The organism is Parasphingorhabdus sp. (assembly GCF_059726685.1).
Map to the genome: position 1 here is coordinate 1844076 of NZ_AP041068.1, position 26052 is coordinate 1870127.

The window sequence follows — 26052 nt, forward strand, 5'->3', positions numbered from 1 at the left end:
TCGCCAACAGGTACGGATTTGGTCGTTAGAACATTGGATGTTCTAAATATTAAAGTAAATCTTCAAAATTTGGAGAACCCAAACGCCGTTCAAAAAAGAGGCTTTGCATCTAGTGATGCTCACATCGCCGGCACTCTATGGCACGAAATAGGACACGTCTTTGTTAAGGAATACTCGAGGGCAGTAGGCGGTCATGGCGAGGTTTTCAAAGAAATATTTTCTGGAAGCTTCGATGGGTTGTCAAGATCAGACATATTGCTGGACGATGTCATAAGGGAATTTCAGTATTTGCCTGGAGTAGCGGCTGGATATTTCTCGGACCCAAATAAGTTTCTCGATGATCGTATAAGGCTCTTCAATAAGGAATTGGTCGCAGCCGGTGTCGATACGAATACCGACCCTCAAACAGCGGCTCTCAAGCTGATGCGAAATATCTACGGAGGATTTCGATTCACTAGTAGGGGAAAAGTGCCTCTTAAAGATGAGGTTGGCGAGGCGCTTCCTAGGCTTGGTTATGGAGAGCCAATCCTTGAAGCCATAACGGATGAAGTGGGTGAAATTGGTTTCATATCTTATTTTATTGATCCCACTACCGGTGAAGTGTTCGATGCAGTTAAACAAGTCGATGTTTATCGGCGGGATGAGCGAGGAGATAGGGTCAAAGACGAGCAGGGCGAATACATATTGATTGGTCGAGATGTCAGTTACGACAATTTATCCATTAGAAAAACTTACGACCCGGGCACTCGGAATATTATCGCGAGTGATATAGTGATTCCGGGGAATCCATTAGGCGTAGACTTCTCGACCGCCGGAGGAATTCTCGGTCAACAACTCGGCTATCGATTGGCAAACGGAAATGCCTTGACGGGGATAGTTGCATCTGCAGCCTTGCAGACGATTGGTGACAACCTGTTTGATGCTCTTGACGGCTTTGTGACAGGCGGGTCGATCGATGATTCCATAAATGAAGCATTTTCAGAGTTTGGCGATGAGTTTATTACTAATATCAAATCGGCAGGCCTTGGTGCTTTGTCGTCTTTTCTTACAGCGGAATTAGTTGATGCTTTAGGTGTAGAAGGGTTTGCAGGCGAGGCTTTGAATACTGGCGCTGGTGCGGTGATCGGCCAAGTTCTATCCAATATCTCGCAGCTTGGGCAAACCGTTGACGGACAAGTCGTTGAACTATTTTCGGATGTTAATCCAGCTTTGATCGGCAATGCGATTGGGTCATTTCTTGGTACCAAACTTGCATCCGAAATCGTTAGTTTTGACACAATTGGAGGACAAATTGGTGCTGCTGTAGGGTCGTCAGTTGCCAGTGCGGGGCTTGGCATCCTATTTGCCAAAAAATTCACTGCTCTTGGAGGATTTGCAGGACCTTTGGGTGCTTTTGCAGGCGCTTTTCTTGGTTTCGTGGTCGGAGGCCTTATCGGCTCCATCTTCGGCGGCACGCCGCGCTCTGGTGCCGATGCGACCTGGAACGAGGCGGAGGGCCGATTTGTTGTCGACAATGCCTATTCCCGCAAGGGCGGATCGAAAGAGACGGCGGAGGCAATGGCGGGCTTGGTTGCCGACACTTTCAATGCCGTTCTGGATGCGACTGGCGGAAGGTTAAACAATCCCGGTGCTATAACAACCGGCAATTATGGCATGCGCAAGTCGGACTTTGTCTATCGTCCGACGTCAACACGCGACAAGCGCGCTATCACGTACCGCGTTTCCTCCAAACAGGATGGTGCGTTTGAAAAGCTGACCGGCTATGGCATTTACCAGGGCCTTAGTGATCCGGATTTTCAGATCATCGGCGGCAACACCTATGTCAAACGCGCGGTCTACGCATCGATTGAGGTTGGCGGGCAGAGCGCGACCAATTTCGATCAATCCGTACTGCTCGGTAATATCGCTTCGGCGCAAGCCTATGAAAACTATCTCGCCAACAGCGCGGTAATTAACGCTATCGTTTCGGGAGAATCGGACAGCGTCTTTGCTGCAGAAACCGCGATCAATCTAGCCCGCGCCGTCGAGCTCGGCCTCACCAAACGCCACCGTGCCGACTGGTTCGGCGGCTTTGGTGCACTGCTTGAAGAAGCAGGCACCAGCGTTGCCAATGTCGAGTTCGGTTTTGACTATGATCCGTTCAGTGACCAAATCTCTCGCCTAATTAGCGTTGGTGACTTTGTGATGGGCGACACGATCGACATCGCTGGGCAAACCACTATCGAAGCCACGTCCGGCGACGACACGATAACGCTAACCCATGTTACCCACAATACTGATGGCTTCGCAGTCGCCGGCGGCGCGGGATATATAGCCAACACAACCGGTCTCACGATTAACGGAGAGCTATCCACCGGCGGTGATGTCAACACAGGCGCCAGTGGTGATCTGTCCATTGATGTTGCGGCAACGATTGATGCTGGTGATGGTAACGACACTGTCCATGCCGGTGATCTTGGCAATAATGTCTTTGGCGGCGCGGGTGATGATGTTCTTTATGGCGGCAAGCTGGATGACTGGCTGCTCGGCGGTGACGGTAACGACACGCTGAATGCGGGCGGGGCCGCTTCCTACACCCTTGGCGGCAATGGCAATTATCTCAATGGCGGCGCGGGCGATGATATTCTGATCGGGCGTGAAGGTTCTGACTGGCTTGAGGGCGGTGACGGAACCGATGTGCTTGAGGGCGGTGATGGCGGAGACATATTGGCTGGCGGTGCGGGGGCAGCGGATATCCTGCGCGGCGGGCGCGGGGATGATCAATATCTGTTCCGGCTGGGTGATGTCGGTGCGGTTGGTGTCGGTGATACGACCTATGTCACTGCGGACCGGATTATCGATGAAAGCGGGCTGACGGTTGAAACAGTTGTTGCACAGGCGTTTAACGGTCTTTCCGCGAGCGAGATTAATGGAAATATTGCCGATGCGCTGTCTGGCGACCTGTTCCGCTTTGGTGGTGGCCTGAACAACTGGCGCGGGGGCGGCGCGCAGGTCACATCCAACGGCCGTGCTGCGGGCGGCGAAGATGTTCTGGTATTGGGTCAGGGCATTGGCGTTGATGATATCAAGCTGATCAAATCGGACGATGGCAAGGACCTGATCCTGGAACTGGCTCCCGACGGCGTCTTTAACGGCGACCGCGTGGTGATGGAAGACTGGTTCAGCAGCTTCAACAAGGTCGAAACGCTGCGCTTTGCCGATGGCAATGAAATCCGGCTGGCGGACTTTGATACCTTCATTCTGGGCAGTGACGGGTCGGAAACGATTGTCGGTACGGCCGGTAATGATTTTGTCCATGCGGGGTCTGGTGATGATCTGGTCTATCTGCTTTCAGGCAATGATTTCGGTAATGGCGGGTTGGGCAATGACTCGGTCTCTGGCGATAGCGGGAATGACATTGTCGTTGGCGGCAATGGCGATGATTTGCTGTTTGGCGGCTTTGGACAGGATACGGTCAGCGGTGGAACAGGTAATGACCGGCTGACCGGCGATGAGGGCAATGACATATTGTCCGGCGGTGCGGGCGATGACGAGATCATCGGTGGCAGCGGCAATGATGTGTTTCGTTTCCAGCGCGGCGATGGCCATGATACGCTGATAGATGCGTTGACCAGTGAATGGGATGCAGCCTGGATCTCTGGTCAGGGTGGCCAGAACGGATATGTTGTCGGGACTGACGGGTCGATTACACACCCGACGCATGGCACCATATTTGACGGCGAAAACTGGTCAGCAACTACGCGCTACGACATAGAAACAGGCACGCTTTATGTGCATCAGCCTGCCGATGCCGATGCGATTGTCACTAGTGCCGGGTCGGACATTCTGGAATTTGGCCTGGGCATCGATATTAATGATATCCAGTTCGCCGCAGCCAATGGTGGTAAAGACCTGGTGATTGGGATTGAATCCTCTGGAGCCACGGTTAACAGCTTTTCCAGCCTGGATGATACTATTACCCTTAAGGAATGGGGACCGTCCGGTAATGCCGGGGCCACAGGTTCTATCGAAACATTTGTGTTCTTCAACACAGGTGCGGTTGATGTGGCCAGCATGTCGCTTAGTGCAGGAACGGACGGCGACGATGGGAATTTGATCGGAAGTGCGGCGCTTGCGAACTGGATCACTGGCGGTGCTGGCGATGACGTCATTACCGGCGGCGGGCTCAACGACATCATAAACGGAAATAGCGGACAAGACCGGTTGATTGGTCGTGTCGGGTCAGACGTTCTGCTCGGCGGTACGGGCAATGATGTGCTTATTGGTGGTGCCGGTGGCACACGTGATGGCGCTCCGGCGGGCGATATTCTGATCGGTGGACTTGGCTTGGACACAGCAAGTTATGAAACTGCGGCTACCGGTGTAACCGCATCATTGACGCAGAATATTGCTGCAACTGGTGATGCTGCCGGTGATGTGTTTGACAGTATTGAAAACCTCACCGGTTCCGATTTTGCAGATAGTCTGGAAGGGGACGCCGGCGAAAACGACCTTACAGGAGGCAAGGGCGACGACATATTGAAGGGGGCTTCCGGAGATGACCTTTACGTGTTCGGTCGCGGTGATGGTGAAGACACTATTGATGATCATTTGGTGGCCTCGGAAAATATCATCGTCGATGATAATGGTAATTTGCAACCACCTTATGTTTCCAACTTCGATTTAATCGACAATGAATTGGGTCTGTATCGGTTTGACCATATCGTCACGAATTCTGACACCGGCGAGATAGTCTATCGTAAGGAGAGTGTGGGCTATAACTACCGCAACGTTCAGGCACCTACTACTTTTGCAGCTGATGGTTGGGTCGATGGAATTACGGTCACCGGCAACAAAGTTGCTGAGGTGGCGACTTTTGCAGACGCTGGTAGTGATACGATTTTGTTTGAAGATTATACCGGTAATGCCGGTGTTACGGGCGACGCGGCGATCGGTCTTGCTGATCTGGGTTTCCATTTCAGTGGTGATGATCTTGTAATAACTCTGATTGGCAGCACAACTGACAAAGTCCGGATCAAGAATTTCCGCAGCGGTGCTGCAATCAATGCCAATCAAGCTGTGGAAACGATCCAGTTTTCTGATGGCTCATCCTTCGACCTGTCCGGTCTAAAATTCGATGCCTCTGGCAACTTGTTAACAGCGAGTACCGATACATCAGAAAACCCGATCGATGAATTCCTGGTGGGTACATCCGGTTTTGGCGGTGTAATAACTTTGCCCGGTTCTGGTGGACCGATCGGCTTCCCCGGAGGGCTATCACTGAGCAGTACGATTGGTGGCGGTCTTGTATTGGGCTCTGGTATTGATACGCTGACGGGCGGCTTTGGAAATGATACTCTTTCCGGATTGGACGGCAATGATACGCTCCATGGCGGCGACGGTGATGACCTTCTTTCCGGCGGACTCGGAGCGGACAATATAGATGGCGGTGCGGGCGTAGATACCGTCACATATGTAAGTTCGGATGCAGCAATTGACATAAATCTGGGGACCGCGGCAGCCTCGGCAATAATTGCGAATAGCGAATCCAGTGGCGATCAGCTGACCGGAATAGAAAATGCCCTTGGCTCACATTATGCAGATACGATTACCGGCAATGCTGATGACAATATTCTCAAGGGGAATAGGGGAGATGACACCCTCACTGGCCTGACAGGCGCTGACGTTCTGGTCGGCGATGATGGCGATGATACGCTGGATGGCGGCGTCGGCGAAGATAATCTGGATGGCGGTGCTGGCAACGACCTGATCAAGGGCGGTGCTGATAAAGACGTTCTGGCAGGCGGCGACGGCAATGACATATTGCTGGGCGATGATGGTGTCGGTGCGGATGATCAGCTGATCGGTGGCGCCGGAATTGACCGGCTTGAAGGTGGGGCAGGCAACGATGTCTTGTTGGGCGGAGAGGGTAATGACTCTTCGGCCAGTTTGATTTCGGCCGGGGCAGGTCCGCAAACAACTCTCGCAGCCGGGCTTTACGGAGGCGATGGCGATGATGTTTTGGACGGCGGTGCTGGTGACGATACGCTGGATGGCGGGTTGGGCGCAGATCAATATTTATTCAATCGGGATAGCGGGAACGACACGGTCGTAACCGGCGGCGGGAATGACGAACTTGTCTTTGATGATATTACTTCTGACCAGCTTTGGTTTAGCGAAGTGCCCGGTGCTGCGGCTGGCAATTTTGACCTGCTGATCACTGTTATCGGGACGGGGACAAGCGTACTGGTAAAAGACTGGATCCTGTCGTCTGGAGACAATGCAAATCAGGCGCGCCGGATCATCGCGTCTGACAAGGCTTTGGCTGGCGGAGATGTTGCTGAACTGGTTTCGGTGATGAGTATCTATGGTACATCTGCACCCGCTGAATGGCCAGCAACTCCTGACCAGGCTTTTCTCGATGCATATGATTCTGTCTGGCGGGATTTCTCCGAATATGAAGATCGTGCCACCATAATGGGTACGGCAAATGCCGATACGATCAATGTCGACCCGGCTTTGATCGGTGGAATACGCTATGAAGCACTTGCTGGGAATGACACTGTCAATGCCGGTATTGCCGACGATATTCTGGTTGGTGGTGAGGGTTCAGATACTTTAAATGGTGGCGCAGGTGATGACCAGTTTTTGTATGCAGCCCATATAGGGTACGATCAGATTGATGGCGGAGAAGGCTATGACAGCCTTGTGGCGACGCAAAATGACGCGCGAATCTACGTTCAATCGCTAACCAATGTTGAAGCAATTTCGACAGGCTCTTTCACTGGCGTTGAGTTGCATATACTGACTGGTAGCACGTTGGATTTGAGTAATGTGGCGATTGATGGCGCCCTGACCATAGTTGGTAGCAATGGTGATGAGATCATTACCGGAACCGCAGGAGATGACGTTATTCAGGGCCTGAGCGGCGCTGATGCTTTGAACGGCGGTCAGGGAGACGATATTCTGCGCGGCGGTGCCGGGAGTAATGTTATAGACGGTGGTGAGGGTGTTGATACATATGACGCAAGGGACATTGGTACGGTCAGCGTTATAATTGCACCAGGTGTGTTCGGTGATAGCCCCGCTGGCATTCATATCACCGGACCAGATGTTACTATTGAAAATTTCTTTTTCCCTAATCCATCCAATGACACCAGTAGTTTCATCAATATCGAAAATATCATTGGCGGAACCGGTGATGATTTCATTGTTGGATCTGACGATGCAAATATCCTTGATGGGTATGACGGCAACGACATGATTGATGGTGGTGCGGGCAATGACATATTAATAGGCGGTGCTGGCAGCTTGGGTGATGTCCTTGGCGGCGGCGTGGGTAGTGATACAGCAAGCTATATAACCATGACGGAAGCATTCAGTGCGGCTACGGTCGATGCTTCGACCGGCATCCTTATCGACGGTGTTCGCGCAAATCTTGCGACCAATAGCTCGACCGACTTTGAATCGGCACCTGTGATTAAAGCGTCACAGGGTGATGCCCATGGCGATTGGTATATCGAGATCGAAAATTTGACGGGATCGAGATTTAATGATCTGTTGACTGGCGATGCCAATAACAACGTACTGACCGGCGGCGGCGGTGATGATGCGCTTTATGGTGGTGCAGGATTTGATACGGCAGTCTTTTCCGGAAAACGGTCCGATTATTCCATCAACACCGGCGCGATCACAACTGTTACGGATTTGCGGACCGGAAGTACCAGTCTGATAACCGACGGCACAGACAAGCTGCAGAATATCGAATCTATTCGCTTTGCGGACATGACCATAAGTCTTGGTATTGACCCGAACAATCAACCGATACTCGGTGAACCTCAGATGGTTGATCAGGTTTGGGAAGACGGTGTTCTCGCAAACTACACCATCCCTGAGACGGCTTTTATCGATCTTGATCTGGGTGACGCACTGGTCTTTACAGCGTCCCTTTCAGACGACAGTGCAATTCCGGCCTGGCTTAATTTCAATGCAACAACTCAAACCTTTACGGGTACACCTCCTCTCTCAGCCGTTGGATCAGTTCTAGAGGTCAAGGTTACTGCAACGGATCAGGGTTATTCGATTTCTGATAACTTCCTGATTACCATTTCCGAAGCACTGGGAAGTGATGTTGTCGGAACGACTGGCGATGACATCCAAGCGGGCACGTTCCGGCGGGAGACGATGATCGGTCTTGCGGGGAATGATATTTTTGCCGGATCCGCTGGAGCAGACATTATTGATGGCGGTGCGGGCACTGATCAGGTTGATTATTCGGCATCACTGGCGGCGGTTACGGTAGATCTGGGTATCGGAACCGGCAATGGAGGCGATGCTGAGGGTGACCAGTTTGTTGCTATCGAAAGTGCATTGGGTTCTGTCTTTAGCGATAGTATCATCGGTACAGACGGTGGCGACACCCTAGATGGCGGTTCAGGCGGAGCCGACCGCATTGACGGCGGCGCCGGTGATGACCTCATCAAAGGCGGTGACGGAGAAGATACGCTGCTTGGCGGTGCAGGAAACGATACTATTTACGCGCGCGCGCGTAATGATGGATCACTGGAAGACGTGATCGACGGCGGAAATGGCGTTGATGAATTGCGTTTGACCGATAGTATCTTCGGAGCGATTGTTGACCTTTCGAATGACGGGGTCAGCCCGATATCGATTGAGCATGTCGTTGGTTCCAACTTCAATGATATAATCACCGGTAACGGGTACAGCAATATTCTCAACGGCGGCTTGGGCGACGATAATGTCGCTGGCGGTCGCGGAAATGACCAGGTTAATGGCGATGCTGGTAACGATATACTTTCGGGCGATAGTGGCGATGATATTCTGCGTGGTGGTGCAGGAAATGACCGGCTGATTGGCGGCAGTGGAGCGGATCAGCTATATGGCGACAGCGGAATTGATACGGTCGACTATCGCGCATCCCTCGCTGGGGTGTCGGTTAATCTAACCACCAACGCAACCAGCGGCGGAGATGCGCAAGGCGACGTTATCGCTAATCTTTCTATCGAGAATATCGACGGTTCTGATTTTGACGACTCATTGACGGGTTCGCTTGTCAACAACGTGCTTAAGGGTTTTGCGGGCAATGATACGCTTCAGGGTGGTGAAGGAGATGACACGCTTGATGGAGGCGAAGGTGTCGATACTGCTGTGTATAGTGGCAATCGTTCCGACTATCTGATTGACAGTGTAAACAAGACAATAACCGATATCAATCTCGCGAACGGGAATGATGGTGTAGACACATATGTCGATCTCGAATTTGTCGAGTTTGCTGGGGGAGAAACTGTCGAGTTGGCAAATGCAGGCAACTTGGCGCCAGTTACCGGCACGCCCGGTCTTGCTGACCAGTTATGGATCGACAACGCGGATTTTGTTTATACAATACCGACATCCGCCTTTACCGATGCGGATGGCAATCAAACCGATCCCTATGATGGATTGAATTTTGTTGCCACGCTCGCCGACGGTTCAGCTCTGCCGTCGTGGTTGACGTTTGACCCAACCGGCAAGACTTTTGGCTATTCCAGTGAATCCGCGGCTATCGGTTCCAATCTCAACGTACGGGTCACGGCATCCGACGGCATTTCGTCCATCTTCGCTGACTTCAACATTTCAATCATCGAGGGGCCAGGCGAGACGATAGTAGGCACGGTAGCCGGCGAAACCATCGAAGGAACGTTCCGGTCAGAAGCGATCAACGCGCTGGATGGGGATGACGTGGTTATGGGCTCTCTCGGAGCCGACATGATCGATGGTGGTGCGGGCACGGATACCGCCGATTACCTGAATTCTGCAGCAGGTGTGACAATCGGTCTGGACGGAAGTGTTGGCAGTGGCGGTCAGGCGGAAGGTGATACCCTTGTCAGCATTGAACGGCTGCACGGCTCGCAATTGGCCGATAGTCTTAATGGTTCTGCCGCTGACGATATTCTTGATGGTCGTGACGGTGATGACATACTGGATGGCGGGGATGGTAACGATACAATCCTTGGAGATGGCGGCAATGACACTCTGTATGGCGGAGCGGGCGACGATAATCTGATCGGCGGAGCGGGTGCTGACGCATTCTTCGGCGGTTCTGGCTCTGACTATGCGAATTACTACTATTCTGGACTGACGGCGGAACAAGTGGTTGTGAGTCAAGGCGTAACTGCCGATCTTGGCAATGCATCCGCCAATACCGGATTTGCAGCCGGTGACACCTACGATGGAATAGAAAAGCTATTCGGCACCGCATTTGACGATAATCTGTTTGGCGATGCCAATGGCAACACCATCAGGGGCGCTGAAGGCAGCGACCTGCTCTTTGGCCGCGCTGGAGGTGATTATCTGGATGGCGGAGATGGTGCAGATACCCTTGATGGCGGCATTGGCGCTGATATTATTCTAGGCGGATTGGGCAACGATCTTATCCATGCGCTTGTTGTTGGAGAGGACACAATTGATGGTGGCGAGGGTATCGATACCGTTAGTTTTGCAGCCACTTCAGCGGCGCTGTCGATTGATATTGACAATCCAGCGCATAAACTAACCAGCATTGAAAATATCGTCGGTGGTACTGGCAATGATGATGTTCTGGGCAATGCAGCGGCCAACCAGATCGATGGTGGTGCCGGTAGCGATACGATCGAAGGTGGCGCAGGCGCTGATATTTTGAATGGTGGGAGCGGCGTTGATACATTGACCTACGCCGGCTCGGTGGCTGGAACCACTTTCATGTCCGGCCTTATCGGTGCATCGTCAGTCAATGGCGTTGTTATCGCAGCCGAGGTTGACCGGGTGTTGGACGGTGTCGATGTCAACATTCAAACCAACAGCGCAAACGGAGCCGATGCGACTGGTGATATAATTTCGGGCTTCGAAATGCTGGTCGGGTCAAGCCACTCGGATCGCTTGCATGGTACTGACGGCAACAGCGAAGTTCACGGTGGCGCAGGTAATGACGTTGTCTACGGCGGTGCCGGGGACGATACGCTCCATGGCGATTCAGGGGATGATTTCATCTTTGGTGAAGCCGGCGCTGATATGATTTATGGCGGTGATGGCGACGATCGCCTATTTGGCGAAGGTGACAGCGATAGTCTGCACGGCGGAGCCGGTAACGATATCCTGGATGCCGGCGATGCTGGCGATATGCTGGATGGTGGAATGGGAGATGACATTCTGATCGGCGGTGCTGGTGATGATCAATATTTCCTCACCAAAACCAGCGGTTCGGACATTATTTACAACTATGATTCCAGTGCTGCATTGGCGCTGGACCTGCAAGATGTTGTTCAATATTCTGCCGATATAGCAAAATCCGATATCTGGTTCACCAAGGAAGCAGGAACAAAAGACTTGCGCGTCAAGGTCTTAGGTGAACCGTCTCAGGTCATTATCAAAGACTGGTTTGTTAATACCACGGCAGGTGACTTCACCAATGCTGGTGCGCAATTTGTATTGCGGATGTTTATTGCCGGTGAATCCACTGCGACGACCGTCGACAGTCTTTCGCAACTGCTCACGACAATGGCGGCCATCCCTGAGCCCACCAGTCTGACCGAGTTAACACCTGCGCAACAGGATGCGATTAACGACGCATGGATTCTCAATACGCCGCCTACCATAGTGGCCGATGCCAATAATCCGACTGAGCTCGATGAAGACGGTACTGCGGTTCTTTACTTTGATGTCGAAGACAGCGGTCAGACACCGCTGACATCCATTCAGGTTCTGCCCGGGCAAAGCGGAGCGGTTGAAATTGTATCCATAGATCTTGTGCCTGGCGCTGGAAATGAGGGACGTCGCAAAGTGACGGTTCGCGGCCTTCCTGATGCCAGTGGTGCTGGATCGATCATGCTGACAGCCTCTGACAGTATATTTGATTCCACACCTATTGCCGTGCCGCTAACTGTAAATGCGGTGGCTGATGGCGTCACGATCGGTGCGCTTGGCGACGTCGGCGGCAATGCCGATACCGTCATCAATCTGCCCCAAATTTCCGCAGGACTGATTGATGATGACGGTTCCGAAGTCATCGACTATTTGAATGTCGAGGGTATTCCCGCAGGCGCGATATTGTCAGACGGCACGAACAGCTTCACTGCAACCGGCGGCTCGACTTTGGTTGACGTCAAAGCCTGGGATCTGGCAGCGCTTCGGATAACACCGCCCTTGGGCAGTGCCGCTGATTTCTCACTTACTATTAGCACTCGTTCGCGAGAAACCAGCAATGGCGCCGTATCGACCAACAGCACGCAAACAATTGCCGTCAGTGTTAATGGCGCGCCCACGGCTATTGGCGTGGCACCTTCGCCTTTTGATGAAAATGCTGTGGGCGTTGGTTCCGGTGGAACGCTGGTGGCGACTCTGTCCGCAACTGATCCTGATGGAACAGCAGGCCTGACCTATGCTATCGATGGCGGTCCGCAGGCGTCCAAATTCCGTGTGGAGGGCAATCTTCTCTATCTCGCTGACGGTCAATCTCTCGACTATGAAGCGGGCGATGCACTGGTCAATATTCGTGTTACTGACAGCGATGGGCTCAGCTTTGTCCGCAGCAATATCGCTATCCGTCCGGTGGATTTGAATGAAGCACCGACGACCCCGAGCTCGACGAGCTCCACTGCAGTATTTGATGAAAATCAGATTGGCGATACCGGTGTTCGTTTCTCCTCCACCGATCCCGATGGCGATCCGGTTACCTATATTTTCTCTGCAACCGGGACCGCAACAAATGGCAAATACTCCATTCAGAATGGTAACCAGCTGTGGGTGTCTTCGGCACTTGATTATGAAAACGACGCCAATGGTTCATTCGGTATTGTCGCAACAGCGAATGGCCAAACTTCGGCGGCTATTACGCAGAATGTGACAATCCAAAATATCAATGAAGCGCCGGTATTGACTGGCGGTGCGACTGCAAGTGTTGCGGAAGGCTCTGCAGGGGGCACGGTGCTGAAGACACTGACGTCAACAGACCCTGACCAGAATGGGATTGCATTTGGTGAAACAGGTCATGTCTACTCCATAGCTTCGGGTGACACGAGCCGGTTCGAGATTGTTGGTAACCAGTTGCGGGTCAAGGCGGGTGTAGTATTCGATTATGAAGCCGCCACCAGCTATAATCTGACGCTGCGGGTCCGGGACAATAACGGTAATAGCGGGACGCTGTCCGATGATCAGGCGTTCACGGTGAATATCACAAATGTCAACGAAAGCCCTTATAGTCTGGTTGACGTCAATGCATCCTATAGTTCGGGCGCGAGCGGCGTCGTTGGCCAGATTAGCGATGGTGCTACTGCTGGCGTACTCGCAGGGATCACCGCCAGAGCGACGGACCCGGATGGCGATACGCTAAGCTACGCGATTGTAGGAGGGAATACCGGCGACTGGTTTACGATTAACTCCAGCACCGGTGTAGTATCCGTGAAGAGCGGCAGAACCGTGCAATATGAATCGACGACCAATGGTCAGGTGACTCTCAATATCAGAGCGTCCGATGGTTCGCTAAACGTCCAGAACAACAATCTCACCATCAATGTCCTCGATGTTAACGAGACGCCGACGTTCACATCTGCCGCATCTGCTTCGATAAGCGAAACGGCGGCGGGTGGTAGCTTTGTTCATACCATAACCACGGGCGATCCCGACAAAGATGCCGCGCTGTTCGGTGAGGCTGGGCATGTGCTCTCCATAGCCGGGGGCAGCAGTCTGTTCGAGATTGTCGGTAACCAGTTGCGGACCAAGTCCGGTACGGTTCTGGACTATGACAATCCTGTCAACAGGACCCACAACCTGACGTTGCAGGTGCGCGATAATAATGGTGCTTCCGGGTACAAGTTTGCCAACCAGGCCTTTACCGTCAATGTTACCAACGTAAACGAGAAGCCAAGTACGCCCAACGCGTTCAGCGCCAGCGTTAATGAGAATAACAGCGGTGTGTTGCTGACATTCGGCGGATCGGTTGATCCGGAAGGACAGGGGATTACCTACAGCTTTGCATCCGGGGGCAATCCAGGCGGGTTGTTCAGCATTAACGGGTCGGGACAACTGGTTCTGAATTCACCTATGAATTACGAAGCCAGGCCCACGGCATTTACAGCGGGGTATGCCGATGTGAAGGTGGTTGCAACAACGGCAAGTGGTCCGGTGTCTAGTGTACGGACCGGACGGATTACCTTGCTCAATGTGAATGAAGCCCCCGGCACCCCGTCCCAGCCCGGCAATGCAAGTATCGCGGAGAACGCGACCGGTTATGCCGGCGTGACGTTCACCGGTGCCACAGACCCGGATGGCGATCCAGTGAGCTATGTATTTGCGAACAGCAGCACCGTGTCGGGCAAGTTTGAAATCAAGAATGGCAACCAGTTGCACGTAAGGTCAGCATTTGACTACGAAGCGACTCCGACAGCAGGCGTTCCAACGGTCTACGCTTATGCCAATGGTCAACGCAGTGCCGGTGGCCGTTCACTGACGCTGAATGTGGGGAATGTGGATGATAACCTGCCGACGGCGAGTATCGCGCGTGCTGCCGGAGTTCCGGCGACAATTGCCGAAAACGCGTATCAGCCCGGGTCCAATGCGCTTATCGCCAATGTAACCGCCTCTGATGCGGACGGAGATGCGCTGACCTATTCAATCGTTGGTGGAAATGCAGGCAATGCACTTTCAATCAACAGCTCTGGCCAGCTTAGAATAGCATCTGGTTTTGACTATGAAGCTTTGGGGGGCGCGGCTAATCTGGGTGTTGATCCTGCAATCCCGTACTCGGTTACGGTTCGGATTGCGCAGGCAAATAATAGCGGGCGCTTTGTTGATCGAACTCTGAACCTTAATATTGCGGATATTTCTGAAGCTGAAACTATATATACGGGCACTATTGCTCCAGTAAGTATTACAGGTAGTTTTGTTCTTGAACCGGGATACCTTTATCTGGGTCGTGCAGAAGGTAATCCTTTCCAAGGTGGTATTCAGACATATTATTATATCCACGAAGATACCAATTCCAACGGGGTGATTGACGCTACCGACCCGCTGATCACAAAGGCAGCGGGACCAGCATTTGCGATTCCCGGATGGCCAACTGATATTGTTCTAGTCTCAATAGCGAGCGGGTATAACTGGGGTGGTGAGCCATTTCGCTCGACTCTTCTCAAAACTCTTCCTCCTATCGTTCTTGATCTTGATGGCTCTGGCATTCAGTCTACCGAAATCACCGCCTCTTTCGACATCGACGGCGACGGCACCAAAGATCAAACCGGCTGGATTGGCGGCGGGCAGGGCTTCCTCGCGCTGGATCGCGATGGCGATGGCCTGATCACCCACGGCGCGGAAATATCCTTCATTCAGGACCTCCCGGGTGCTCGAACCGATCTCGAAGGCCTGAGCGCCTTCGACAGCAATGGCGACAACATCTTCAATGCCCAAGACACGCGCTTTGGCGAGTTTCTCGTGTGGCAAGATGCCAATGAAGATGGCATTTCAGACGCCGGAGAATTACTGTCCCTGCCCGATGCAGGGATCGCCAGCATTGCGCTGGTCGGCACACCGCAGCAGCAATCGGATGAAGGCAATATCGGCATCCTTGGTACCTCTACCTTCACCCGCACCGATGGCACCACCGCGGCGGTCGGCGATGTGGCGCTACGTTGGGAGCGCATCTCCGAACCGGTTGTAACGCAATTCCCGTCGAGCACGGTTTTCGCCCTTGATGCGGATGGCAATGGCATCATCGACCCAGTGATAGAGACGATGACCCTTGCCCAGGCCATGAATGATTTTGACAGCGATGGTGATGGTCAGTTCACGTCCGCCGATGAACGCTATTATGATCTGCGGGTCTGGAGTGATGCCAATGATAACGGCCGTGCAGAGGTAACGGAACTCTTCGGTCTGGATCGTCCGTTACCAACGGAAACAACAGGTGACATCCCATTGGAGGAACCTGTCAATCAACCGTCACCATCTGCTCCTGTGACGAATGAACCTGCACCTGCTGAACCACAGGATAATGGAGGAGCTGGCACCCCGGCTGCCACGCCTGCGGCACAGCAACTTAGTGCAGCACAAGATTTGGCACTCGCGGAAATTTCAAGCCTGCCAACGAGCAGGGACCTGTTAAACGGTATGTCACGTGATCATATCGAAAGGGGCATTCTGAGCGCAGCATCGGAAGGCGATATGTTGCGCCAGGCTTATGTCGACAATTACGGCACCATTCCAACAGACGGGGCATCTTTATCGTCCAGCAGTCTTGCAAGTGTTTCGATTCCGCCGGAGTCTGATAACGGCAACACCGAAGCTGCAGATCTCAATGCTCTGCGAGCCGGTTTGTACAAGCGAGAGCTGCTAGGTTTGGCTGACACATCGCTGGATATCCCTGCGGACCAAGATGTATTCGATTATTTTGATGAAAGCGTTCCCGCAACAGCGGATATGGTTGAGAGGGTCAGGATTGCAAATACCGATCTATCAGGGAACGGTGCAGCCGAAGCTGCAGGGGTTTATTCAAGTGATCCGGCAACTTCTGATGGAGATGCACTGAAAATTGCCTTGATGACACAGGATATGACCACATTTGGCGTGACATCTGCGGCAGAAACCATGAAAGAGCGTGATCGTAACCCCGTTCCGCTCGATTATTTTGCGGCCTGATGCTAGGATTTCTGAATGACTGAAACTGCCGAACAAGAATCCGCTCCCACGGTAAGCCATTTGCTTGGTGAAATGACCTGGCTTCTGACGCAATCGCCGCTTCATAAAGCGATGCAGATTGGTGATTTGGAATGGCTGTGTATGCCAGCCCTGATAAACCAGCAATTTTATCTGTTCCGAGATGGCGATCAGCCTGTTGGCCTCGCATTATGGGCTAAATGCAATGAAGCGGCTGAAAAGAAGCTTGAAGGCGGTATGATAGAGCCGGGAAACAGATTGACGCTGGAAGAATGGACCAGCGGTGAAACTATCTGGCTGGTCGATCTGATTGCACCATTTGCTACCAATCAGAATAAGCAGCGTGAGGTGATGATTGCCGATCTGATTTCTGGCCCCCTCAAGGGACAAGCGTTCAACTTCCATCAGACAGACCCCAATACCGGGGAGCGTATAGTGCAAACAATAGATTCTGATGCTGGAGACAAACTTAAAGCCGTGATTGAAGCTGCTGGGGCCACCAAGCAATAGCTGGGATCACATTAGCGATATATCATCGTACCCCAGATTTGTTTCAAGCTCCTATCCAGCATCATTAGCTGTCGAAGAAGAGAGCAGCGCTAAGGAAGAAATATGTTCCCGCACCTTTGACAAGTCAGGCGCTTTCTTAGGATTTTACGCTAGTAATCATCGGTTAGAAGCTAATTCGCACGGAGCGTGTCTTGAGTCAGTTAACGGTTTCTATCGTTTGGCGGCGTTGATAGATAAACCAGCCAATCCATAGGACTGTATATAATCCCAGCGCTGCAAAAATTGCTGGCTTGGGATCATTCAAACTACTGATCGAACCCGCATAGGCAGCAATTCCAACATAGGGAACGGTGCCAAGAGCGTAGAAGGTCAGATATCGCATTAACGGCATTCGGGTGACACCGGCCATGCAAGCGGTGACTTCAGGGATCATCGGAGCTGATCTGGCGAGCGTGATCATCGCCGGACCGCTTTGTGCAAAGGCCTTGGCCATTTTGCTGCGTTCTTCCTCGTCCTTGACGAGAAAAGCTAGCGCCCGGTCACCATAGCGTTGGCTGATTGCATAGCCGGCCAGCACCGCCAGCGTTGTGCCCGTAAGCGCCGATGCCATGCCGAGTGGAAAGCCAAGAAAATAGCCAGCAAGCAAGGTGATGGTCAGGGTTGGGACAGCGACAAACAGATCAATGAAAAGCAGTAGCACCACGGCGGCGATTACATAGGTCGGATCAACTTGTTGCGCTTGTTCGAGCAGCCAGCGGACGTTCTCGACGGTCAATATTCCTAGCACCCGGCCCAGTATAAAGGTGGATGCAAAAATAAGAGTCAGGATCGCCATGACTTTAAGAAGTGGTTTCATTATCTATTCCTTTAACCAGATTTCATGATTTTACGAGCGAGACCGGGCATGAACCGGGCAATAGGACGTAAAAGTTTGACTTTGCCGATATCAATGTCGGCTTTTCGTGCAGCAATGCCTTTGATGATGTCGCTCGCCACCTTGTCCGGCGGGAGCTTGCCATCGCCGCGACCGGCGGTCATCGCCGTGTTGACCAGTGGCAGGAAGGCCTGCATTACCGCAACATCTGTCTGTTCCAACTGGTTCTGCAACGCCTGGGAGAAAATATTCAAAGCGCCTTTGGTCGCGCAATATATGGCGGAGCTTGTTTTGGGGACCAATCCAAGCCCTGAATTCACGTTGAGAATGAATGGATTACTACCATTGAGTAGGGCAGGGAGTAGTAGATAGCAAAGCTGCGTAGGGGTAGTGAAATTGGTGGCGATTTCATTGGCGATCTGACCATAATCAAATTCATCATCGAGAAAACTGGGCGTGTATTGCAAAGCCGCATTGTTGATCAGACCATCAATGGCAGGAAAGCCTGCAATCAAATCGAACGCCGCCTGTTTAACCGCCATTTCGTCGGACAGGTCGGCCTTGAAGATGGTGATTTCGGGATAGTTGCTTTTGAGCTGGTCCAAAGCCGCAGAGGGTCTGGTGATGACAATGATTTCATTGTCGGACGCCAGCTGCCGGACGAGCTCCAGCCCAAGGCCCGACGCGCCACCGGTAATCGCTATCCGTTTGCCGCTGATCGTCATGGTTTTTCCTCTATTCTTAAAATGATTAGCACTGTGTCGAAGGCGCTATTACGCTAAGAGGACGGAGCCGTAATTAACCTGGGTTAAAAGTGATGCAGTTTTCTCAATTTCTCGAAACATACGGAAAACCGGTTCAGGCAGAAGCGGAAGAGCATCTATTCCGGCAAGGAGAAGATCATGGCTCGCTTTACGCCGTGCGGAAGGGGTTGTTAAAAGCCTATTATCTGTCGGGGGAGGGCAAGGAGCATATAAAATCCTTCATTCAGCCCGGAGATTTTATCGGCAGTCTGACCGCTAGCTATGCCGGGCAGAGCTCATCCTTCAGTTTGGTCTGCCTGCAGCCGGCTGAGTTGATCCGTTTGGATTTCAATCAAATCTATGCGGCAAGCCGGGACAATGCCAATATTGCCGGGGTGATGGTGGATTTCCTACTCGCTTTTGCGATGAAAAAGGAGCGGCGGGAATATGAACTTCTGTGCCTGTCGGCTGAAGACCGCTATCGGGAGTTGCTGAAAACCACTCCGCATATCATGGATATGGTCAAACAAAATGAAATTGCGCTCTATTTGGGCGTGACTCCGGTTGGACTGAGCCGGATCAAAAAGCGGGTGACCGATGCAAGTTAATCAGCTCCGACCTGCCATAATCTGCTTGTTACGAGCTTCCACCGCACGAAAACCTTTGAAGACACTGAGTCCGGGATCGGTTTTTCCACTTTTGCCGATGTTGAACAGCTGCTCATAAAACCAATAAATGGTTGCGAACCCATCGATGGCCTTGACCATTTGAAAACGCTTGAGAAAACCGAGCCAATCGGGAATGAGTTGCAAGGTGTTTTCATAGCGTGGCAACTCGTCCAGCCCCGAAAGTAATTGTTTTGGCGCATCGGTTACGACGCACATCGGTCTGCCGAGACCGATCAGGTCAGCAGCTCCGCCAGACAAGGCTTGTTCCATAGCAGCACGGGTACGAAAACCGCCGGTAACCATGAGAGGAACTTTGACGGAAGCCTGCATGGCTTTGGCAAAATCTACAAAATATGCCTCGCGAGCCTGTGTGGACGGTGCGACATTCTGTTCCTCTTTTTCTTCCAGACCGTCTGCGCCCATCAATGCCGGCTGTTCATAGGTGCCGCCCGAAATCTCGATCAGATCAACGCTGGCCGCTTCCAGCCATTGGACGACTTGCAAGCTATCCTCAAACGCAAAGCCGCCTTTTTGGAAATCGGCACTGTTGAGTTTTACGGAGATCGGGAAATCCGGTCCAACGGCAGCACGAACCTTGGCGACCGTGGACAATAAAAAACGTGCCCGGTTTTCGAGACTGCCGCCATAGTCATCGGTGCGTTGATTTGCACGAGGGCTAAGGAAACTGCTCAGTAAATAGCCATGGGCCGAGTGAATCTGTGCACCGGTAAAACCGGCATCCTGGCAAGTTTTGGCAGCGAGTGCAAAACGGTCCACCAAGTCCTCAATCTCTGGCACCGTTAATGCGACCGGTTCGCCGAACTGGCCACCCGGCAGACCGAGTCTTACCGCAGACGGTGCTTTAGGGTGTTTGTTGACATTGCTCTGGGTCTGTCGTCCGGCATGGCTGATCTGGGCCCAGAAATGATTGCCATTGCGTGTGGCAACGTCCGCCCAGCTTTTCAGCGCAGCCATCATTGCCTCATCAGCAGGCTTATCGATTACGACATTGCCGGGGCGCTCCAGGTGATCCCGGTCAATCTGGATATTTCCGCTCAGCAGCATGCCGGCGCCGCCGTCAGACCAGATGCCGTAAAGTCGCTCCAGTTCCGGGGTTGGAACACCGTCAGGAGTGGCCATTCCTTCGGTCATGGCACCCTTGCCGATACGATTGGGCAGGACGGCACCGCAAGGCAGTGTGAGCGGATCGGCGAGAGTGATGGTCATGGTTGAAGTCCCGATAATTACATTGCGAATAGAAACTGATTCTGTCTTAACACGCAATTTTTGGCAAGCCATAAGTCATGTTAATGATATTTTAAGCCTGAAATCCGCCGATTTGGCTTTTGGAAAAAACCAGTTATAGTAGAAAACACGTCAGATCGGAGGGGTACACCCGGCGGCGTGGAGAGAGTCTGTTGAAGGGGAATGAAAATGGTTGCAGCAGCATCCCGGAAATCAGTCACAAAACATCGGTCCAGTCGTGACGTGCAGTCCACGCGATCGTTGCGCTGGGACAAGAAAATGAGCAATAACTGCGCGGGCGCTTTGCTCGTCTATACGATGATGCAAATATTCTTCGTGCTCAGTTTCATTGAAACCAAGGGCATGTCTATTGCACCTTATTTTGGCCTCGTACTGCTCGTGGCAATCATCATTCCGTTTTGCCGCAAATATGAAAAGCGCTGGGAAACGATTGCAGATAGTGGCCTGACCGAACAAAGTGTCGCTGCCCGTTTCCGCAAGGACCAGATTGTTTTGTGGACATTGGCGCTCGGACTGCCGTTTGTTTTTATCGCTATCATCAAGGCGGTTGGCGCAGTCATCTAACCTCAATTTATGATCGCCAAAGACTGATCGCGGCGTTGACCTCGCCGTTTCGCATACCTATGTCCTGCCCATGCTAGAACCTCAAGAAGCGCAGGACCGCGCCGACGCCCTTATCTCACAAGCCAAAAAAGCCGGTGCTGATGCTGCAGACGCGATTTATGTCTGTGATGCTTCGACACAGGTATCGATGCGCCTTGGCAATCTCGAAGATGTCGAACGGTCTGAAGGTGAAGAAATCGGCTTGCGCGTTTTTGCCGGTAAACGCTCGGCAACCGTATCATCGTCCAATATGGATCCGGAAATCTTGTCGGCTTTGGTTGGTCGGGCGATGGATATGGCGCGTGAGGCGCCAGAAGATCAATATGCTGGCTTGGCACCAGAAGACTTGATCCTAAAATCCGACCCTCACCCGATTGATGGCGATGACGGAGTTGACCCCGATCCCGCCGCGCTGCGTGAAATGGCTCTCAAGGCCGAAGACGCTGCACGGGCGGTGGAAGGTGTCACCAACAGTGAAGGTGGTGGTGCCAGCGCTGGCCGCTCGATTGTTGCCTTGGCCACGAGTCACGGTTTCTCGGGCGCTTATTCAACCAGCGGCTATAGCTGCCATGCCAGCGTCATTGCCGGTGAAGGCGATGGTATGGAACGCGACTATGCTTATGACAGCACCCGCCATTTTGAAGATCTTGATACGCCGGAAGCAATTGGCAAGGAGGCCGGTGAACGCGCGGTATCGCGACTGCACCCGGTCGATTTTGAATCAGGCGCAATGCCGGTGATATTTGATCCTCGGATCAGCAACTCGCTGCTTGGCCATTTTGTTGGCGCCATTGCTGGCAGTAGCATTGCCCGCAAAACCAGTTTCCTTCTGGAAGCGCTCGATACACAGGTATTTGACAGTGCAATCAACATTATTGACTGCCCGCACCGCAAGCGGGGCCTGCGCTCCAAGGCGTTTGATGGCGAAGGGCTGCCTACCGCGAAAACAAAGCTGATCGATAATGGTCGTCTGACGCAGTGGATCATGGAAAGCGCGTCGGCGCGGCAATTGGGCTTGCAGCCTACCGGACATGCTTCGCGCGGGGTTGGTGGTGCGCCGGGCGTCAGTGTGACCAATCTTCACATGAACGCCGGATCAGTCAGTAAAGCAGAACTGATTAAAGACATTAAGCACGGTGTCTATGTCACTGAATTGATTGGCCAAGGTGTAAATCCGGTCACCGGTGACTACAGCCGTGGTGCAGGCGGTTTCCTGATCACCGAAGGAGAAATCGGAGCGCCGGTTTCGGAAATTACGATCGCGGGCAATCTCAAAGATATGTTTAGCAGCCTTATCCCGGCGGATGACCTTGAATATCGCTATGCGGTCAATGCGCCGACCTTGCGCACCGATAGCATGACGGTGGCGGGTGGATAAGGAAGCCGGGCAAAGCTAAATCGTTAGTGGTGCCGGCGCCGAACCGGGCCTATCAGACAGAAATATTGCCGTTCCAAGTCTTTTGGAGCAGGTTGGGGTTAATGGAGTTGTTTGAGGTTGGTCGATTTTGACGAAATTATTGCGATAGCGCGGGAAGCGGGCGATTTAGCCATGCGGCAATGGCAGGCGGGTAAAAGCGCTGACAAGACATGGGAAAAATCGCCTGGGCAGATTGTTAGCGAAGCCGATATAGCGGTAGATCGTTTTCTTCGCGAACGATTGGAGGCCCAGCTGCCGGAAGCTGGTTGGCTGTCGGAAGAAACCGCGGAGGACCAGTCCCTGTCGGGCCGCGATATGGCATGGGTGGTTGATCCAATCGATGGCACCAAGGATTTCGTGAAGGGTAAGCCTGGGTGGTGCGTATCAGTCGCGCTGGTCCAAAATGGTGCGCCAATATTCGGCGTACTCAACGCGCCGGCGATGGACGAGATTTGGACTGCGAAAGCCGGCAGCCATACCGAGGTGAATGGCAAACTGCTCAAAGCCAGCCAGTGCAGTAATTATAATGGCGCACGTTTGCCGGTCGAAGAGCTACCGGATCATATTGATCTGACGCCTGTCTTTAAACCCAACAGCATTGCGCTGCGTCTCGCAATGGTGGCCGATGATCGTGCGGATCTGGTCGTTTCGACACGCTGGGGCAGCGAATGGGATATTGCTGCCGCCCATGTCATTGCCGAAGAAGCTGGGGCCATTGTCACCGACGCGCATGGCAAAGAGCTGCGCTATAACGGCACGCACGGACAGGCTTTTGGCGTTCTGTGTACTTCACAAGGTATTCATGATGCGGCCGTTGCCCGCGTAGCTAAATTTCTCTCGGAGAATGAAGGTCAGAGTTAAGCTGGCCTTCGCGGGCGCATCCAGAGCTGGCCGCGAGCTATCCCTTTCGGTTTAAACAGCGCCTGACCGAATGCTTTTGCAACCCACATGGCCTTTGCGCTCTTGCTGGTCACAATCCGCATATTGAGTGAACCGCCTTCGCTGCGCCTAATCGCGCGAGCGATATCGCCGTAAATTCCTGCCGCCGCCAAGACAGCCCAGCGTGACCGGAAAGGCAAGCGCGCTGCACCGATCCGGGCAGAAGCCTCATAGCGTTCCGACAGATCACATAGCCGCTCGATCAGCTGAACCAAAGCATCCTGGCGTGTGGGGTTCATTAAATCATCGGGATCAATCCGCATTTCGGATAGCCAGTCTTTCGGCAAATAGCAGCGCCCGGCTGCGGCATCCTCCGCAATATCACGGGCGATATTGGATAGCTGAAAGGCCAGCCCCAGATCACAGGCACGGTCGAGTGTTTCCTCGTCGCGCGGGGAGATTCCCATAACAACCGCCATCATGCAGCCGACCGCGCCGGCAACATGATAGCAATATTGATAGAGATCATTCTCGCTTTGCGGCCGCCATGATTTGGCATCCAGCGCAAAGCCGTCAATAACGTCATTGGCCAGCTCATTGGGTAGGCGGCATTCCTGCGCCACGACGCCCATCGCATCAAAGGCAGGTTTGCCGGTTTGTTCACCACCCATTGCGCGGCGGGTCAACATGCGCATGACCGCAATGGTTTTATCTGATGCCGGAGTTGCCGACATGCCGTGGCCATGGTCCTGACCATCGGCCAGATCATCGCATTCGCGGCACCAGGCATAGAGCATCCACACCCGCTCCCGGGTTTGCGTGGCAAACAGCTTGGATGCGAGCGCGAAGGATTTGGACCCGCGATCGATACTGGCTTTGGCATGAAGGACGAGGTTGGCGCGATTCATCAGTCGTCTTGGAGAATATCCTCAAACATCAACTCGGCGGTCGCCTTTGCGCTGCCGACGACGCCTGGAATACCGGCACCCGGATGTGTGCCTGCGCCAACAAAATAGAGGTTGTTGATCGCGTCATCCCGGTTATGCACCCGGAACCAGGCGCTTTGTGTCAGCAGCGGTTCGAGACTGAATGCACTGCCGAGATGTGCGTTGAGATCGGAGCCGAAATCCTGCGGTGTATAGTGAAAGCTGGTCACAATCCGGTCGTGAATATCGGGGATGAGGCGATGACCGATCTCGTCGAGAATGCGCTTCTCGTAAATCGGCCCCATTTCCTCCCAGTCAATCGGTAGCTTGCCCTGATGCGGCACCGGTGCCAGCACATAGAAGGTGCTATGTCCTTCTGGCGCCATTTCCGGATCAGTGACCGTAGGATGATGGAGATAAAGGGAGAAGTCGCTCGGCAAGACGCCGTTATCATAAATATCCTCTAGCAACCCTTTGTAGCGCGGGCCGAACAGGATCATATGGTGCGGAATGCCGGGCCAGGTCCCTTTGAGACCGAAATGCACGACAAAGAGTGAAGGCGAATATTTCTTCTTGTTGAGCGAAGCCGTGACTTTGTCGCTGCGATGCTTGTGGCTTAGCAGGTCGCGATAGCTGTGCATGACATCGGCATTGGATGCCACAGCATCAAATGTCTCGCTCCAGCCGGATTTACACGTGACGCCAGAGGCACGGTCGCCCATTGTATCAATGCCGGTGACCGGATCGGATAGTCGGATTGTGCCGCCAATTCGTTCAAAATGCTTTACCATCGCCGCGACCAGCATATTGGTTCCGCCCTTGGCAAACCAAACGCCGCCAAGCCGCTCCAGCTTGTGGATCAGGCCGTATATCGCGCTGGTTTTCATTGGATTTCCGCCAACCAATAGCGATTGGAAGGAAAGAAATTCCCGCAGTTTTTCGTTTTGCACAAAGCCGGAAACCTTGGCATAGACAGAGCGATAGGCTTCGAATTTCATCAACGCCGGAGCCGCCTTGATCATTGATTTGAAATCAAGAAATGCCTTGGTGCCGAGTTTGACATAGCCCTCCTCATAGAGCCCGCCACTATATTCGAGGAAGCGTTTATAGCCTTCGACATCATCCGGTTCGATCGCAGCGATATTGGCGTAAAGCTCTTCCGGGTCATTGACGTAATCGAAATTAGTCCCGTCCGGCCAGTTCAGCCGGTAAAATGGCGATACCGGCATCAGCTCAATATCCTTTGCCATATCATGACCGGTCAAGTCCCATAGCTGACTGAGGCAATCGGGATCGGTGATCACAGTTGGACCGCCGTCGAAGATAAATCCGTCCTTGTCCCAATAATAAGCCCGGCCACCCGGCTTGTCCCGACTTTCGAGAATGGTTGTCTGGATACCGGCTGACTGCAGGCGAATAGCGAGCGCCAGACCACCAAAGCCAGAACCGATAACGGCGGCCTTTTTAAACAATTCGGACTGGTTTTTGGTTACGTCGTTCATGGCTTTTG

11 protein-coding genes are annotated in these 26052 nt (G+C 52.9%); 6 read left to right on the forward strand and 5 right to left on the reverse strand.

Annotation, left to right across the window (positions count from 1 at the left end; translation table 11 throughout):
* The first annotated feature begins 468 nt into the window (after positions 1 to 468).
* Both AC6I9Z_RS09175 and AC6I9Z_RS09180 read left to right on the forward strand, forming a co-directional pair.
* Positions 469 to 16638, forward strand: a complete 16170-nt coding sequence (locus AC6I9Z_RS09175; RefSeq protein ID WP_461455436.1) for an SPM autocatalytic domain-containing protein — start codon at positions 469 to 471, stop codon at positions 16636 to 16638.
* A gap of 15 nt (positions 16639 to 16653) precedes the next feature.
* Positions 16654 to 17166: a toxin-activating lysine-acyltransferase gene (locus AC6I9Z_RS09180; protein WP_461455438.1), complete on the forward strand. Its 513-nt coding sequence runs from the start codon at positions 16654 to 16656 to the stop codon at positions 17164 to 17166.
* Between the two features lie 196 nt (positions 17167 to 17362).
* On the opposite strand, the gene AC6I9Z_RS09185 is transcribed toward AC6I9Z_RS09180, so the two are convergent.
* The gene (locus tag AC6I9Z_RS09185; protein WP_109357363.1) at positions 17363 to 18022 is read right to left on the reverse strand and encodes a TVP38/TMEM64 family protein; all 660 of its coding nucleotides are present in this window, start codon (positions 18020 to 18022) and stop codon (positions 17363 to 17365) included.
* Positions 18023 to 18033: 11 nt separating this feature from the next.
* Entirely contained in the window at positions 18034 to 18765 is a 732-nt protein-coding gene (locus AC6I9Z_RS09190) for an SDR family NAD(P)-dependent oxidoreductase (protein ID WP_461455441.1), read from the reverse strand.
* Positions 18766 to 18857: 92 nt separating this feature from the next.
* Here AC6I9Z_RS09190 and AC6I9Z_RS09195 point away from each other — a divergent pair, with 92 nt between their 5' ends.
* The gene (locus AC6I9Z_RS09195) at positions 18858 to 19391 is read left to right on the forward strand and encodes a Crp/Fnr family transcriptional regulator (protein WP_461455443.1); all 534 of its coding nucleotides are present in this window, start codon (positions 18858 to 18860) and stop codon (positions 19389 to 19391) included.
* Here AC6I9Z_RS09195 and AC6I9Z_RS09200 read toward each other — a convergent pair whose 3' ends face one another.
* A complete protein-coding gene (locus tag AC6I9Z_RS09200; protein WP_461455445.1) occupies positions 19392 to 20678 on the reverse strand; it encodes an NADH:flavin oxidoreductase/NADH oxidase family protein in 1287 nt (428 codons plus the stop codon).
* 207 nt (positions 20679 to 20885) lie between these two features.
* Here AC6I9Z_RS09200 and AC6I9Z_RS09205 point away from each other — a divergent pair, with 207 nt between their 5' ends.
* The 3 genes from AC6I9Z_RS09205 (at position 20886) to AC6I9Z_RS09215 (ending at position 23598) form a co-directional block, all read left to right on the forward strand.
* Positions 20886 to 21281: a hypothetical protein gene (locus tag AC6I9Z_RS09205; protein WP_461455447.1), complete on the forward strand. Its 396-nt coding sequence runs from the start codon at positions 20886 to 20888 to the stop codon at positions 21279 to 21281.
* A gap of 70 nt (positions 21282 to 21351) precedes the next feature.
* Complete coding sequence (locus AC6I9Z_RS09210) at positions 21352 to 22698, forward strand: TldD/PmbA family protein (protein ID WP_461455449.1); 1347 nt, start codon at positions 21352 to 21354, stop codon at positions 22696 to 22698.
* A 117-nt stretch (positions 22699 to 22815) separates the two neighbouring features.
* Complete coding sequence (locus AC6I9Z_RS09215; protein ID WP_461455451.1) at positions 22816 to 23598, forward strand: 3'(2'),5'-bisphosphate nucleotidase CysQ; 783 nt, start codon at positions 22816 to 22818, stop codon at positions 23596 to 23598.
* Here the strand turns inward: AC6I9Z_RS09215 and AC6I9Z_RS09220 are convergent.
* Both AC6I9Z_RS09220 and AC6I9Z_RS09225 read right to left on the reverse strand, forming a co-directional pair.
* Positions 23595 to 24524: a phytoene/squalene synthase family protein gene (locus AC6I9Z_RS09220; RefSeq protein WP_461455453.1), complete on the reverse strand. Its 930-nt coding sequence runs from the start codon at positions 24522 to 24524 to the stop codon at positions 23595 to 23597. The two genes, AC6I9Z_RS09215 and AC6I9Z_RS09220, sit on opposite strands and share 4 nt — an antisense overlap.
* On the reverse strand, positions 24524 to 26044 hold the full coding sequence (locus AC6I9Z_RS09225) for a phytoene desaturase (protein ID WP_461455455.1): 1521 nt from the start codon (positions 26042 to 26044) through the stop codon (positions 24524 to 24526). Before AC6I9Z_RS09225 ends, AC6I9Z_RS09220 begins: the two co-directional genes overlap by 1 nt.
* Positions 26045 to 26052 lie beyond the last annotated feature (8 nt).